Source organism: Pseudophaeobacter sp. (assembly GCF_048267565.1).
GTDB lineage: Bacteria > Pseudomonadota > Alphaproteobacteria > Rhodobacterales > Rhodobacteraceae > Pseudophaeobacter > Pseudophaeobacter profundi.
Map to the genome: position 1 here is coordinate 117751 of NZ_JBLWXG010000005.1, position 13290 is coordinate 131040.

A 13290-nucleotide genomic window follows, 5' to 3' on the forward strand; every position below is an offset into this window, starting at 1 on the left:
TCATGGATTGCCACCGCTAGCGGGATCCGTCGCGCAGATGCAACAGGCGCGCAGCGTTGCTGCACTGGCCCAATGGCAGAACCGCAGATGGTGCGCCCCTGGCCCGTTCCTGCGCGTCCAGCCATCTTCTACAGCCCTCTGGCGCATCGCATCCACGACAAGAGGTGATCATCCCAGCCCAGTCTTCGGCGCTGATCTCGCCCCGGTGAAAGGCTTCGGTCAGATCTACGCCCAGGGCCTTTCCCATCCGGGTCAAGAGATGAAGATGCTGCATTGGCTCCCCAAGCGGATGCATGTCAAAGTTCCTTTACCGTGGAGAGTGGCGGCAATCAGAGCAGCCCGAGCGGATCAGGCGACAGCCTCTTTCAGGAACCCCAGCAGATCACGGTTGCGGCAATAGTCGGGTGCGACAGCCAGCCTATTCGTCCCCCGCGCGAGCTGTGCCGCGCAGTAGTTTGGATGGGCACAGCGACCGCACCGCAGGACCGCCTCGCAGATTTCGTCAAACTGCAGCCGCCCGGAAATGGCTTCTTCCTGAAGATCCAGCCCAAGGGCCTGCCCCATGTCATCAAACAGGGCTGCATGTCGCGTAAGTGTTGGAAGGTCAGGCATGTTTATTCCTCCGTCTGTGATGGCTGGAAAACAACCTAGCACCAAGGGGAACACTTGCTTTGATGCAGATCAACGCCAGCGCGGACAGCGCCGGAAAGCACGCCATAGAAAGCAGAGACAGGCCAAAGGCCACTTATCCCGCGCGGTGTTCCAGATAGGCGCGCACCGCGTCCTGCACCCGGCGAAACCGATCGCCACCCAGCTTCTTGCCGCCGTACCAGCGGGTCACGATGATAATGTGATCGCGCAGGCCCTCACGTTCCAGCATCCGCAGGATCACCATGCCCGCGCCGCTTTCGCCATCATCCGCCTTTAGCCCGCCTGTCGGCAAAAGGGCCGCCCAGGTGTTGTGCGTTGCCTTGGCGTAGCTGCGATCCTGTTTCAGGTCGGCCAGTACCTGATCGACCTGCCCGCGCGATGTCACAGGCGCGCCCGTCACCGCATAGCGCGAGCCACGATCCGTCAGAACCACCCCCAGCTGGGTCAGCGGAATGGCAGGGGTGTCAGTCGAGGTCATCTGGGGGCATCCGTTTTGTCACAGTGAAGGTTTAGTTCAAACCATAGCGTTGAATGGTCTGCTGCACCACGCGCACCCGGTCGGGATTGGCGGGATGACTGCCCAAGAAGCGATCCCCCGGATCGGGCAGACGATAAAAGAACTGCACGCCAACACTGGGCCGATACCCGGCCTTGTGGGTGATCAGCGTACCCAGTTCATCGGCCTCCAGCTCAAAATTCTTTGAATAGCTGCGCGCGCCAACACTGGCCCCAATGTCCTGAGCCGCCGACACATCTGCCGCCGTAGCCCCCGCAAGGCTTGCCAGGCCCGCCAGCAAAACGGCCCCCGCAACTGCATTTTGCTGCTGACGCGCCAGATGGCCACGGATGTGATGCGCCGCCTCATGCGACATGACAAAGGCCAGTTCATCGCGGTTGGCAATCTGTCCCAGCATCGACTGGGTAAAGGTGATCACCGGCCGCCCGGATTTATCAAGGCTTTGATAGGCGTTTGGCGGCGCATTCGGGTTCGGCTCTATCCGGATCAGGAAATCGCAGTTCACCCCTTTGGACAACTCGCGGCAGCTGCGTTCAGCAACCGGTTCCACGCTGCGGCTGACCGTGGCAAAGGCCTGCCGCGCCTGCGCCGGGGCCATGCCTGCAAGCTGCGGCGCCACCGATCCCCCACCCCCCGCTGAACCGGGAGGGGGCGCATCAATGTCAATGCCGCAGCCCGCCAGAAACGCAACGGTGACGGCAAGAGCCAGTTTGGAAATTGGACGGCGCATATCGGGTTCCCTGCTGCTGCCATGGATCATAAGCCGCATTGAGCCTGGGGTACAATCACAGTTCGCGGCATTGTACCCCACCGGCCCAACCTGGGGAACCTTGTGGCAGCCCCGCTATGGCCTTGCAAGTCTTTGGAAATGGGGGCACCCTATAAGCCATGTTTAGTATCGAACATGACTTTGACTGCACCACCGTCACCCTGCTGGATGAAGGCGCAACACCGCTGCAAGAAGACATTACACTCAATGCCTTTGCAGAATGTGTGACGATTGAACAGCTGGATGCGCGCACCGATCAGGTGCAAAAGATCACCCTCTCTTATACTCAGGTGCGAGACCTTGCAGCCGCCCTGGACCTGCCCGAAGGCGTCTATCGACTGGTGACAGACAAGCCCTAGGCGCAAGAACAGATCAGATCTGGTCTAGCGCTTGTCGCAACCATGTGCAGTCTGGCCGCATGCCTGCCCATCTGATTTCGCATGTTTGAGTTGCGCAACATGCGCTAGCGCGGCTCTGCACCGATATAGACAAAAACCTTGCTGCGAGAGGTGGCACCCCGGCGCAATTCCAGGTTGGAGCTGGCCGTCCCCATGGCGCGAGCCAAGAGCTGGCGCACCGCCTCGGTGGCCTTGCCATTTTCTGGCGCGGCCGTCACCGCAACCTTGATCAGGCCATCCGCCACGGTCAGGGCGTTCCTCGCCGCCTTTGGCACCACCTTCACGGCAATCAATCCATCCCTGACCGCAAGATGCGACAGATCCGGCAGGTCTTTCTTCTTTGGCTTTCCCATGTGCAAGGGATGCCTGCAAAGCCCCCCCATGACCAGAGATTTTTGCCGCGCCCCAGGCTGCTGCCGGGTCCTCTTGACGGGTTGCACAGAAACTGCGCTCCCCTCCTCTTGAATTTCCGCCTATAGATGCCGAAATTACGCTCATTGATGTAAAAAGGCTTTACATATGACCCAACCCAATGCTCCTGCCCTCCAATTCCTGCTGTCGCGGCGCTCTCGTCCGGCAAAGACACTGATCGCACCCGCCCCCAGCCGCGCAGAGCTGGCACCGCTGTTGCAGGCTGCGGCCCGCAGCCCCGACCACGGCAAACTGGAACCCTGGCGATTTGTGGTGATCGAAAAGGCGGCCATGGCGCGCCTCGCCGATCTGACCAGCCAGGCTGGCGCCCGTTTGGGCAAATCACCAGAGGATATTGCCAAGGGCCGCAGCCAGTTCGAGCTGGGGCATCTGGCCGTGGCGGTGATCGAAGTGCAGAAAGAAAGCGCAAAAATTCCAGCGATCGAACAAAGCTACAGCGCTGGGGCAGTCTGCCTGGCACTGTTGAATGCGGCTTTGGCGGCGGGCTGGGGGGCCAATTGGCTGTCAGGTTGGGCCAGCCATGACCGCCAGTTCTGCGAGGAAGGCTTTAACCTCGCCAAAAACGAGCGCATCGCCGGGATCATCCATATCGCCACCCAGGGCGCCATCCCACCGGAACGCCCCCGCCCGGATCTTGAAGAGCTGACCACCTGGATGTCGGCATGATATTTGATGCGTTTTTCAAAACTCTTGGCCAAATGGGCGACCCACGGTTTCGCCGGGTTCTGTTCCTTGGTGTCGGACTGACGCTGGCGCTGCTGATTGGCGCCACCCTTGGGTTTCTGGGGCTGGTGCAATGGCTGACCGCGTCCAGCGTTACCCTGCCATTGATTGGGTCCGTCACCTGGCTGGATGATGTGTTTTCCATCGGCTCTGTCATTTTGATGATGTTTTTATCGGTCTTCCTGATGGTGCCGGTGGCCTCGGCCATTACCTCTTTGTTTCTGGACGAGGTGGCGCAGGCGGTAGAAGACCGTCATTTCCCCCACCTTCCAGAGGTCGCGGCTATTCCCATCTGGGAAGCGGTCAAGGATACGATGAATTTTCTGGGGGTGCTGATCGGGGCCAATATTCTGGCGCTGATCCTCTATGTCATCTTCCCACCCGCCGCGCCCTTTATCTTTTGGGCCCTGAACGGTTTCTTGCTGGGGCGGGAATATTTCACCCTGGCCGCCAGCCGCCGCGTCGGCCCGGTTGAGGCCCGCAAGATGTGCCGCAGGCATCAGGGCACGATTTGGGGGGCCGGCATCCTGATGGCCATGCCGCTGTCGATCCCACTGGTCAATCTGGTGATCCCGATCCTGGGCGCGGCGACCTTTACCCACCTGTTTCATGCCCTGTGGCGCCAGGGTTGAAACGCCGACACGCCAAAGCAAGCACCCAAAAAACAATGACCCGGCAGCCACATAGCCTGTGGCGCCGGGTCTTTCGTTTGTCAGGTTACTGATTTGTCAGATTACAGCGACCCCGGTCCATCTCGGCTTAGACAGGGTCTGGCAGGCGATCAAACCAGTCAAAATCATTGACGCTGATCACCCCGGACAAAATGATGCCGGCAATCAGCATCCACAACAGACAGGAAACACCGGTGGTGATCAGCGCCTTCTGCTTGAGATAATGATTTTCGGGTGCGCCCGCATGGGTGCCGGGTGCGATCACCCCCTTGTCGCCCTGTGTTTCAATGCGGATCGGGATGATGACCAGAAAGGTCATGAACCAGATCACCGCGAACAAAACCAAACCGGATGTAATCCCCATTGTGCATCTTCCTTGCTTGCATGCTGCCCCTCAGTCAGAGCAGGACCTACCTAATGTCAAACCTGTTCAAGTTCCACCAGGCAGCCATTGAAATCTTTTGGGTGCAGGAACAAGACCGGCTTGCCATGGGCACCGATCTTCGGCTCTCCGCCGCCCAGTACCCGCGCGCCTTCCGCCAGAAGGTGATCGCGCGCGGCCAGGATATCGTCGACCTCATAGCAGATGTGATGAATGCCCCCGGCCGGATTCTTTTCCAGAAAGCCGTTGATAGGAGAGTTTTCGCCAAGCGGATACAGAAGTTCGATCTTGGTGTTTGGCAGTTCGATAAAGACAACCGTCACCCCGTGATCAGGTTCATCCTGAGGCGCGCCGACCTTGGCACCAAGCGTGCTGCGATACTGCGCCGATGCGGCCTCTAGGTCGGGAACGGCAATGGCGACGTGATTCAGGCGTCCAATCATGATCTGGCTTCTCCTTGGCGATGCGTTATGCTGCCATATGCACAAGTGCCGCCAGCCAGTGCAAGTGCGCCAATGCGCCCAGGTCGCCATATCACGCGGGGTTCCACCGCGCCCGTGCCATCCCTGCCCGCCAAACTGCGCCCTGTGCCGCTGTCTGCGCCCTGCCCCACTCTCTGCCACGGCTGGACGCTGTTAACTTTGAATTAGCCAATAATTTATAGCGTCAGCCTGTGTATCGCGGAAGGAGTATGAGTAATGGACGATTCGGAACTGTTTGCTGCCGCCCAAAGATTGCCAAATGCCCGCCGCCCCCTGTTGGGGCTGACCATTCTGGTCGTCGAAGACAGTCGCTATGCCTGCGAGGCACTGCGTTTGCTCTGCCTGCGCAGTGGTGCCCGTATTCGACGTGCCGATTGCCTGAAATCTGCCCGCCGTCACCTACAGGTCTACCGCCCCTCGGTGGTGATCACGGATGTTGGCCTGCCAGATGGCTCTGGTCTGGATCTCATCAGAGAAATGAACGCTGCGCGCCCAAGGGTCCGGATTGTCCTCGCCATTTCCGGCGATGAAGGCGTCGAAGAGGCCACGCTCAAGGCTGGTGCCGATGGCTTCATCGCCAAGCCGATCACCTCACTCGCGAGTTTTCAAAACGCCATCCTGTCGCGCCTTCCCTGTGACGACCAACCTAGCGGTCCTCGTCAGGTTAGCGCTGAAACCATAGAGCCAGATCTCCTTGCATTTATGGACGACATGGCCCATGCGGCGGACCTGTTGACCAACAGGGGCGAAGAAAAAACCCTGGATTATCTGGCACAGTTTGTCGGTGGTGTTGCCCGCAGCGCTGGCGATGCCCCCCTGGCCAAGGCCGCAGAAGACTTGGCCCGCGCCCGGTCGGAAGGTCGCCCTGTTGCCAGTGATGCTGCGCTGATGGCCGGACTGGTGCATAAACGACTGGAACAAAAGATCGCCATCTAATCATGCTGGAAGTTCTTGTCATTTCCCTGGCAACCCTTGCCATTGTTTTCTACCTGCAAGCACGACATTCTGCCCGGGCCATCCGCCGCAACCGTGCTCGGGCAGCCGATAGCGTGCAATCCTTGCTGATCCACCCCACGAAACGCTAGAATCTGTAGCGCAACACCGGGGACCGGTTTTGCGCACCTAAGACATGCGACACCACAAAAGCAGAGCCAGTCACGCGAATGCAAATTGGCGCCACGGACTCTGGTGTCAGTTCCTCTCATTCGGCTGCTGTCTGGCGCTATCGCAGCTGGCGGGCCCCTTGATCGGCAGGGGGCTGGGCACCAAATCCCAAGTATTACCGCAGAAATCCGGGGTCCTGCCCCATTTGCAGCCCCGGAAACACTGTGGTTTCCAGATCCCTCTGGCCTGTCTCTGTCAGCCCCCGCATGATCCAGGCGGTTGCCTCACGCACATCGCCCGTGGGCATCAGATCGCGGCGATTATACAGCGCCGCCTCCTCCAGCCCTGGCCAGCGCCCATAGACGCGCCCCCCCCGGATTGCCCCCCCGGCAAGAACCATCGCCCCCCCGGTGCCATGATCGGTGCCCCCGGTGCCGTTCTCGCGGACTGTACGGCCAAATTCTGTCATGGCAACAACTGCGGTTTTGTCCCAAACAGTTTCTCCAAGCTCTTGTTTTAGCGTTAAAATGCAATCACTCAGCCGTGTCAGGGCCGGTTTCAGAGATGCCTTCTGGCGGTTGTGCGTGTCCCAGCCATTCAGCGAGAACGACGCGATCCGGGTATCCCCACGCAACTGTTCCGCCGCAAAGCTGGCCAGCTTTACATGCGGCTTGCCGGGGGCCGGGCGAGGCATTTCCATCGCGCCTGCTGCCATATCTGCCATCATGTCGACCGCTTGCCCCCCAAAGGCGGGCGCCGCCGCTGCCGCGTCGCGTGACAGGGCCAGCGCTTCGGACAGGGCCGCCGAAAACAGCGGGTCTTCCTGCATCATCAGTGTCGCCAGTTGTTCCGCCTGCGGGCTAAGCGCCAGATCGGCATCCGGCGACCAGTCCGACACTGGCGCGGCCCCCTGCAACAGCCGCAGATCGCCATTTCCAATGGCAAATGCGGTGCGCGCGACCACCCCGGTTTGCACCTGCAACAGACGGTTCAGCCAGCCATCGCGGCGCTCTCCCAGTCCAATGGTGCCCGCCTCCAGCAGATCCTGCCCGTCAAAATGGCTGCGCCGGTCGCGATAAGGGGTAGAAACCGCCTGCACAAAGCCCAGCTCTTGCTGCTGCCACAGGGGCATCAGCGGTGCCAGCGCCGGGTGCATCGCAAAAAAACCATCAAGATCAAGCCCGCCCGCCGCATCCGCGTTCTTGGCCTGCAACAAGCCGGGGCGCAGTCCGGCAAAGCCAGGATCACCATAGGGCCTGAGCACATCCAGCCCATCCATGCCGCCGCGCAGAATGATCACCACCAGACGCCGATCCCAGGGCGCGGCGGCAAAGCTCATCGGGGTGATCAGCGGGCTGGCTGCCAATGAACAGCCCAACAGGCCACTACGGGCAAGAAATTTACGACGTGAGAGCGTCATCTGCGATCTCCCTTTTGTAGCACCGGCCCCGTTTGGGCCTAGCGCCGTTGAAAACCTGGTGCACAGAGCACCAGACCAATGGCCTCGGCCCGGGTTTCGGCCGCCGATGCAACAAACCGCACCTGCGCATCAGCCCGCGCGCCCAGGCTTTGGCGGGCAAAGGCGTCGGGGTCAGGCAGAGTATCGAGCAGACGGCTGGGGGCAGACATAGACCAGCGCAGCCGCGCTGACAGCCCCTGTGGGGTAATCCAGGCCTCATCTGCCTCATCCCAGCCATCCGGCCCGCTCGGCGCCTGCCAGTTCTGACCCATGACTTTCAGCGGCACAAGAAAGCTCTGTCGGATGCGCTTGCCGTTCAGCCCGGACAGTGCAGCGGGTGACAGCGCCAGAGCGCGACAACTGGAGGCAATGAAATCAAAGGGGGGTTTTACATTCTGCAGCCCCGGTTCCCAGGCCAGCGGATGGGTCAACAACCGTTCATACAGCACGCCGAGATGGCCGCCGCTGTTGCGGTAGCTGGCGGCAAGGTCCGCCACCAGGGCGGGGTCCGGGGCGTCGCGGGTGAAATGCACTGCCAGCTTCCAGGCAATGTGATCGGCTGTGGCCGGGTGACGGGCCAGATCGCGCAGCGCCTGTAACACAGGCTCCAGCCCCGCGGTATCGCCGCCATAGCTCTGGCCCAGCACCTGCTCTGCGCCGGATTCGGCCAGGGCCCTGCGAAAGACAAAACCGGATTTGACGCGATAGCTGAGCCCGGTGAACAGTTCCGCCAGTTGCCCAACGTCCGCCTGACTATAGGGGCCGTTCACCCCCAGAGTGTGCAGCTCCAACACCTCGCGCGCCAGGTTTTCATTCAGCCCGCCACGCCCCCCCTGACGCCGCGAAGCCTGGCTGTGCGCCCCCCGAGAGTGGGTCTGATCAAGGTAGTGCAACATCAAGGGGCTGGTGACGGCAGCAATGAGAAGATCTTCGAACCTGCCAGTTATATTCGGGCGAATTGCACTTTCGACATAGCCATACCCCAGGGGCCGCATCGCCTGACCTTTGCCCTGAGCCGTGAAATGATCTGCCCAGAACAGCGTCAGTCGTTCCCGCAGGCCATCCCGGGTGGTGATCTGGCGCAACAACAGCTGGCGAAACCAGTGATCGCGCTGCTGCAAATGGCGGCGGCGATAGCGGCGAAAGGCCTCTTGGCTTTGCTCGCCCTCGGGCGTGCCCTGACTGCGCCGGGCCTCTTTGCGCATCTGGCGAAACCCCTGCACGGCCGCCAGGCCCGCTGTAGCGCCCGCGATGGGAAAGTGCTGCGCCGCCAGATCCGGCCCCTGCAACTGCGCCAGCATCTGGTCGGCCGATCCTGGCGCAGGGATCCCTGGCGACAACCCACAGCCAAAGCGGATCGCTGCCAGTTCAGGATCATAGGGCATCGTATTCTCCCGACATGGTTCAGTATTGTAGCACCGAGCGCCGTAGTGTCTATCAGCGAGGGGGCCTGTCAGCCAGAGGGCCTGACTGACAGGCTACCCCCGACTGGCAGGCTTTGCACCACTGCATGGTCTCTTGCGCATCTTCCCGCCCATGCGCGTCTTTGCCCAAGACCGGTGATAGTTATGAGGGGGCTGCCGCACTTGAATATAGGGGCTCTGCCCCCGCGCCCGGTGGGCGCTCCCCCGGGATATTTCAGGCCAAATGAAGTCGGCAAAGCGCACCCCGATGCCACTGTTGCTGAGAGGCGCTGGTAGGCCGATGCAGAAACACCCGGAAGAAACCTTCCGGGTGTCGTCGTTGTACAGAGCTGCAGGGACCGCCGCGAGACGCGGCCTACTGGTCCTGGGGGATGACCCGCAGGCCCAGTTCCATCAACTGTTCAGACATTGGCTCACTTGGGGCCGACATCATCAGATCTTCGGCGCGCTGGTTCATCGGGAACATGATGACCTCGCGGATATTGGCCTCATCCGCCAGCAGCATCACCATCCGGTCAATGCCGGCAGCACAGCCACCGTGCGGCGGGGCGCCATATTGGAAGGCATTGACCATGCCGCCAAAGCGTTTTTCAACCTCGTCCTTACCGTAGCCGGCGATTTCAAAGGCTTTGAACATGATTTCGGGACGGTGGTTCCGGATCGCACCCGAGACCAGCTCGTAGCCGTTGCAGGCCAGGTCATATTGGTAGCCGAGCACCTCAAGCGGGTTGCCCTCAAGCGCTTCCATTCCGCCCTGGGGCATCGAGAAAGGGTTGTGCTCGAAGTCGATCTTGCCGGTTTCCTCATCCGCTTCGTAGATCGGGAAGTCGACAACCCAGGCAAAGGCAAAGCGGTCCTTGTCGGTGAGGCCCAGTTCTTCGCCGATTACGTTGCGGGCGCGGCCAGCAACGCCTTCGAAGGCTTTGGGTTTGCCGCCGAGGAAGAAGGCGGCATCGCCCACGTCAAGGCCGAGCTGCTGGCGGATCGCTTCGGTGCGCTCGGGGCCGATGTTCTTGGCCAGGGGGCCTGCGGCCTCGCTGCCGAGGGTGATCTCGCCGGATTTGACCAGGGCGTTGACCTCTTTGACGGTGATGCCGCGCTCCTGGGCAATGCTGTCCGGCGACTGTTTGCGCCAGAAGATATAGCCCATGCCGGGCAGGCCTTCTTTTTGCGCAAAGGCGTTCATGCGGTCGCAGAACTTGCGGCTGCCGCCGGTGGGCGCCGGAATAGCGCGGATCTCGGTGCCTTCCTGTTCCAGCAGTTTGGCAAAGATGGCAAAGCCGGAACCGGCAAAATGTTCGGAGACCACCTGCATCTTGATCGGGTTGCGCAGGTCGGGCTTGTCCGAGCCATACCAAAGCGCCGCATCACGGTAGGAGATCTGCGGCCAGTCTGTGTCAACCTTGCGACCACCGCCGAACTCCTCAAAGACGCCCTGCATCACTGGCTGGATGGTATCAAAGACATCCTGCTGGGTGACAAAGGACATTTCGAGGTCAAGCTGGTAGAAATCGGTGGGCGAGCGGTCGGCGCGCGGGTCTTCGTCCCGGAAACAGGGCGCGATCTGGAAGTATTTGTCAAAGCCCGAGACCATCATCAGCTGTTTGAACTGCTGCGGCGCCTGCGGCAGCGCGTAGAATTTGCCGGGATGCAGACGCGAGGGTACCAGGAAGTCACGCGCCCCTTCGGGGGAGGAGGCGGTGATGATGGGGGTTTGGTATTCGTTGAAGCCCTTGTTCCACATGCGCTTGCGGATTGACTGCACCATGTTGGAGCGCAAGAGCATGTTTGCCTGCATCTTCTCGCGGCGCAGGTCGAGGTAGCGATAGCGTAGGCGGGTTTCTTCCGGGTATTCCTGTTCGCCAAAGACCATCAGCGGCAGTTCTTCGGCTTTGCCCAGGACTTCGATGTCGCGGATGAAGACCTCGATCTCACCGGTGGGAAGCTTGTCATTGACCAGGCTTGCGTCGCGCGCCAGCACATTGCCGTCGATGCGGATACACCATTCGGAGCGCACCTTTTCGATCTCGGCAAAGACGGGGCTGTCAGGATCGGCCATCACCTGGGTAATGCCATAGTGGTCACGCAGGTCGATGAACAGCAACCCGCCATGATCGCGGACACGATGGACCCAGCCGGAGAGGCGCACGGTGTCGCCCACGTTGGATTTGTTCAGTTCGGCGCAGGTATGGCTGCGATAGGCATGCATGGCGTGACCTTTCGGTATGCGGGTCTAGTCTTTGGGCGGGCCGTCATTCGGGATATGCGCGTTGGCGCTGGGAATTCGGCGCAAAATTCGTCTGGGCCGATACACAGGGTTGCGGCGCGCTTGTCAAGCAAAGCGCGACGTTTTCGCCGCAATCTGAAGATATACTGCCCCCGTCGTGCTGGTTCCCCGGCCAGGCCGGGCGGGGGGCCAGCCCCGCAGTCGGGCTTTGGGGCCCAGCACCAGGACCATCCGACGGCATTCCGGATCACCGAGACGGCGCCACCACACCGGAAAAGATCGCACGGATCTCCCCCCGTAGGGAATTGCCCAGGGTGACAGCTTGCGCATCCCGCAAGTCCTGAAGCGTGACCACCTGCTCTGAAACCTGCTCTGCCTCCAACAGCTGCTGTCGCAGCACGCCGGGCAGCAAGCCAGATGAAAGGGGCGGCGTTACCCGGCGACCAGAGCGCAGTGTCACAAAGACATTCGTGATCGTGCCCTCGCAGAGCTCATCCCTTTCATTGAGAAACAGCATCTCATCCACCCCGGCAGGCAGAGTATTACGCACCGCATCATACAGCCGACGATGGGTGGTCTTGTGCAGCAGCCAGGCATCATCGGATCTGACTCTTTGTTTTGCCAGCGCAACAACCCAGGACTGCGGCGTGGGTGGCAACGGAACCGTGCTCAGCTCTACTGCGCCAGTTGCCGCCAGGGAGAGACGGCAGCGCAGGTCCTCTTCTGCCTGCAGCGCTTGCAAAGGTGCCATCTGGGCCCTTGGGTCAAAGGGAATGCCAAATACCCTGGCTGATCGCTGCAACCGGTGCAGGTGATGCTGCAGCCCCCTGATCCCGCAGCCAGCCCGGTAACCAAAGGTTTCTATCAGGCGGAAATCGGCATCCTGGGCGATGGCGTCAGCTGGGCAAAGCGGGCTTTCCATAGGGCTTCCTCATATTCCGACTGGGCGGTGCTGTCCCAGACAACACCTCCGCCAACATTCAGGGTGGCGCGCCCCTCTTCGACCATCAAGGTGCGAATGGCCACGTTGAATTCAGAACTGCCATCCGGAGCCCGCCAGCCAATGCTGCCACAATAGATATCACGCGCCCAGGGTTCCAGATCGGACAGGATTTCCATCGCCCGGATTTTTGGCGCACCGGTGATAGAGCCGCAGGGAAACAGCGCCTGCAATATCTGCCCCAGCCCGACCCCCGGACGCAGCTGCGCCTGCACGGTCGAGACCATCTGATGCACCGTGGCATAGCTCTCGACCTCGAACAGTTCCGGCACCGAGACCGATCCCAGCTCGGCGATGCGCGAGATATCATTGCGCAGCAGATCGACGATCATCAGGTTCTCGGCGCGATTCTTTGCGTCCTGCTGCAAGAAGGCACGGGCCTGTGCGTCCTCGACCGGATCGGCACAGCGCGGTTGCGTGCCTTTCATCGGCCGCGTTTCGATCCGGCCCGCAGCATCGGTACGAAAGAACAGCTCCGGCGAGCGCGACAGCAGATCCGGCAACCCCTCTTGCAGAACCAGGGCGCCGTGACCGACCTGCTGGCGCGCCGCCAGCGCCGCGTAGAGATCGCTGGAACGGCCCGCAACACCCGCATCAATCGGAAAGGTCAGATTGGCCTGGTAGATATCGCCTGCCCCAATGGCGCGGTTCACTTCGCTATAGGCCCCGCTATAGCGTTCAAAATTCCAGCGCGGATGCAGCTCGCTCAGGCCTGCGGTGGAACTTTGAACGCTATGGTGCGGATGCGGCGATTGTTTCGCGCGCGAAACGCAGGTCGGCGGGTCAAAGACCCCAAAACACAACAACGGCAGACGCCGGTTCACCGGCAGACGCGCCACAAGGCTTGGCTCCAGCGCATAGCCGAGTTCATAGCTTGCATAGCCCGCCAGCCAATGGCCCTGACGGCCCACCGTCTCCAGATCTGCCAGCGCCTTTGGAACCTCAGCGACAGAATCAGCCCGGATCATGCGCAGGGGCGCGGCAAACAGCATCTCTTGCCCCATAGCCGCCTGTAGACGCGGCCCCTGATCAAAACGAATTTGCACGCCGC

Annotated in this window: 16 protein-coding genes; 4 read left to right on the forward strand and 12 right to left on the reverse strand. The window is 61.0% G+C overall.

Going from position 1 to position 13290, the window contains the following annotated elements; genetic code table 11:
* Positions 1–16: 16 nt before the first annotated feature.
* The 4 genes from ACN0VH_RS13195 to ACN0VH_RS13210 all read right to left on the reverse strand — a co-directional run bounded on the left by ACN0VH_RS13195 (position 17) and on the right by ACN0VH_RS13210 (position 1898).
* The gene (locus tag ACN0VH_RS13195) at positions 17–295 is read right to left on the reverse strand and encodes a DUF6455 family protein (RefSeq protein WP_417700843.1); all 279 of its coding nucleotides are present in this window, start codon (positions 293–295) and stop codon (positions 17–19) included.
* 53 nt (positions 296–348) lie between these two features.
* Positions 349–612, reverse strand: a complete 264-nt coding sequence (locus ACN0VH_RS13200) for a DUF6455 family protein (RefSeq protein WP_278923009.1) — start codon at positions 610–612, stop codon at positions 349–351.
* Between the two features lie 133 nt (positions 613–745).
* On the reverse strand, positions 746–1129 hold the full coding sequence (locus tag ACN0VH_RS13205; RefSeq protein WP_417700844.1) for a YigZ family protein: 384 nt from the start codon (positions 1127–1129) through the stop codon (positions 746–748).
* 31 nt (positions 1130–1160) lie between these two features.
* Positions 1161–1898, reverse strand: coding sequence for a M48 family metalloprotease (locus ACN0VH_RS13210; RefSeq protein ID WP_278923011.1), 738 nt, complete (start codon positions 1896–1898; stop codon positions 1161–1163).
* 158 nt (positions 1899–2056) lie between these two features.
* Between ACN0VH_RS13210 and ACN0VH_RS13215 the strand changes: the two genes are divergently transcribed.
* Positions 2057–2296 (forward strand): DUF8831 family protein, encoded by a 240-nt coding sequence (locus tag ACN0VH_RS13215; RefSeq protein ID WP_417700845.1) that lies wholly within the window; start codon positions 2057–2059, stop codon positions 2294–2296.
* Between the two features lie 104 nt (positions 2297–2400).
* Here the strand turns inward: ACN0VH_RS13215 and ACN0VH_RS13220 are convergent, their stop codons facing one another.
* A complete protein-coding gene (locus tag ACN0VH_RS13220) occupies positions 2401–2688 on the reverse strand; it encodes a DUF167 domain-containing protein (protein ID WP_278923013.1) in 288 nt (95 codons plus the stop codon).
* 166 nt (positions 2689–2854) lie between these two features.
* Here ACN0VH_RS13220 and ACN0VH_RS13225 point away from each other — a divergent pair, with 166 nt between their 5' ends.
* Both ACN0VH_RS13225 and ACN0VH_RS13230 read left to right on the forward strand, forming a co-directional pair.
* Positions 2855–3433, forward strand: coding sequence for a nitroreductase family protein (locus tag ACN0VH_RS13225; RefSeq protein ID WP_278923014.1), 579 nt, complete (start codon positions 2855–2857; stop codon positions 3431–3433).
* On the forward strand, positions 3430–4122 hold the full coding sequence (locus ACN0VH_RS13230; RefSeq protein ID WP_278923015.1) for an EI24 domain-containing protein: 693 nt from the start codon (positions 3430–3432) through the stop codon (positions 4120–4122). Before ACN0VH_RS13225 ends, ACN0VH_RS13230 begins: the two co-directional genes overlap by 4 nt.
* Before the next feature lie 127 nt (positions 4123–4249).
* On the opposite strand, the gene ACN0VH_RS13235 is transcribed toward ACN0VH_RS13230, so the two are convergent.
* Both ACN0VH_RS13235 and mce read right to left on the reverse strand, forming a co-directional pair.
* On the reverse strand, positions 4250–4525 hold the full coding sequence (locus ACN0VH_RS13235) for a DUF1467 family protein (protein ID WP_417700846.1): 276 nt from the start codon (positions 4523–4525) through the stop codon (positions 4250–4252).
* Positions 4526–4581: 56 nt separating this feature from the next.
* Positions 4582–4986, reverse strand: a complete 405-nt coding sequence (gene mce / locus ACN0VH_RS13240; protein WP_278923017.1) for a methylmalonyl-CoA epimerase — start codon at positions 4984–4986, stop codon at positions 4582–4584.
* A gap of 255 nt (positions 4987–5241) precedes the next feature.
* Here mce and ACN0VH_RS13245 point away from each other — a divergent pair, with 255 nt between their 5' ends.
* A complete protein-coding gene (locus ACN0VH_RS13245) occupies positions 5242–5961 on the forward strand; it encodes a response regulator (RefSeq protein ID WP_278923018.1) in 720 nt (239 codons plus the stop codon).
* A gap of 343 nt (positions 5962–6304) precedes the next feature.
* Here the strand turns inward: ACN0VH_RS13245 and ACN0VH_RS13250 are convergent, their stop codons facing one another.
* From ACN0VH_RS13250 to ACN0VH_RS13270, 5 genes are all read right to left on the reverse strand, one after another.
* Positions 6305–7549, reverse strand: a complete 1245-nt coding sequence (locus tag ACN0VH_RS13250; protein WP_417700847.1) for a DUF1501 domain-containing protein — start codon at positions 7547–7549, stop codon at positions 6305–6307.
* Positions 7550–7587: 38 nt separating this feature from the next.
* The gene (locus tag ACN0VH_RS13255) at positions 7588–8973 is read right to left on the reverse strand and encodes a DUF1800 domain-containing protein (protein ID WP_417700848.1); all 1386 of its coding nucleotides are present in this window, start codon (positions 8971–8973) and stop codon (positions 7588–7590) included.
* Between the two features lie 394 nt (positions 8974–9367).
* Positions 9368–11221 carry an aspartate--tRNA ligase gene (gene aspS, locus ACN0VH_RS13260; RefSeq protein WP_278923021.1) on the reverse strand — a complete coding sequence of 618 codons (1854 nt, stop codon included), beginning with the start codon at positions 11219–11221 and terminating at the stop codon, positions 9368–9370.
* 265 nt (positions 11222–11486) lie between these two features.
* Positions 11487–12161, reverse strand: a complete 675-nt coding sequence (locus ACN0VH_RS13265) for an aminotransferase class IV family protein (protein ID WP_417700849.1) — start codon at positions 12159–12161, stop codon at positions 11487–11489.
* Entirely contained in the window at positions 12104–13285 is a 1182-nt protein-coding gene (locus ACN0VH_RS13270; protein ID WP_417700850.1) for an aminodeoxychorismate synthase component I, read from the reverse strand. Before ACN0VH_RS13270 ends, ACN0VH_RS13265 begins: the two co-directional genes overlap by 58 nt.
* Positions 13286–13290 lie beyond the last annotated feature (5 nt).

Excerpts from the sequence above, each read along its gene's own strand:
- ACN0VH_RS13195 (WP_417700843.1), bottom strand. The coding sequence starts at position 295 with ATGCATCCGCTTGGGGAGCCAATGCAGCATCTTCATCTCTTGACCCGG.
- ACN0VH_RS13200 (WP_278923009.1), bottom strand. The coding sequence starts at position 612 with ATGCCTGACCTTCCAACACTTACGCGACATGCAGCCCTGTTTGATGAC.
- ACN0VH_RS13205 (WP_417700844.1), bottom strand. The coding sequence starts at position 1,129 with ATGACCTCGACTGACACCCCTGCCATTCCGCTGACCCAGCTGGGGGTG.
- ACN0VH_RS13210 (WP_278923011.1), bottom strand. The coding sequence starts at position 1,898 with ATGCGCCGTCCAATTTCCAAACTGGCTCTTGCCGTCACCGTTGCGTTT.
- ACN0VH_RS13215 (WP_417700845.1), top strand. The coding sequence starts at position 2,057 with ATGTTTAGTATCGAACATGACTTTGACTGCACCACCGTCACCCTGCTG.
- ACN0VH_RS13220 (WP_278923013.1), bottom strand. The coding sequence starts at position 2,688 with ATGGGAAAGCCAAAGAAGAAAGACCTGCCGGATCTGTCGCATCTTGCG.
- ACN0VH_RS13225 (WP_278923014.1), top strand. The coding sequence starts at position 2,855 with ATGACCCAACCCAATGCTCCTGCCCTCCAATTCCTGCTGTCGCGGCGC.
- ACN0VH_RS13230 (WP_278923015.1), top strand. The coding sequence starts at position 3,430 with ATGATATTTGATGCGTTTTTCAAAACTCTTGGCCAAATGGGCGACCCA.
- ACN0VH_RS13235 (WP_417700846.1), bottom strand. The coding sequence starts at position 4,525 with ATGGGGATTACATCCGGTTTGGTTTTGTTCGCGGTGATCTGGTTCATG.
- mce (WP_278923017.1), bottom strand. The coding sequence starts at position 4,986 with ATGATTGGACGCCTGAATCACGTCGCCATTGCCGTTCCCGACCTAGAG.
- ACN0VH_RS13245 (WP_278923018.1), top strand. The coding sequence starts at position 5,242 with ATGGACGATTCGGAACTGTTTGCTGCCGCCCAAAGATTGCCAAATGCC.
- ACN0VH_RS13250 (WP_417700847.1), bottom strand. The coding sequence starts at position 7,549 with ATGACGCTCTCACGTCGTAAATTTCTTGCCCGTAGTGGCCTGTTGGGC.
- ACN0VH_RS13255 (WP_417700848.1), bottom strand. The coding sequence starts at position 8,973 with ATGCCCTATGATCCTGAACTGGCAGCGATCCGCTTTGGCTGTGGGTTG.
- aspS (WP_278923021.1), bottom strand. The coding sequence starts at position 11,221 with ATGCATGCCTATCGCAGCCATACCTGCGCCGAACTGAACAAATCCAAC.
- ACN0VH_RS13265 (WP_417700849.1), bottom strand. The coding sequence starts at position 12,161 with ATGGAAAGCCCGCTTTGCCCAGCTGACGCCATCGCCCAGGATGCCGAT.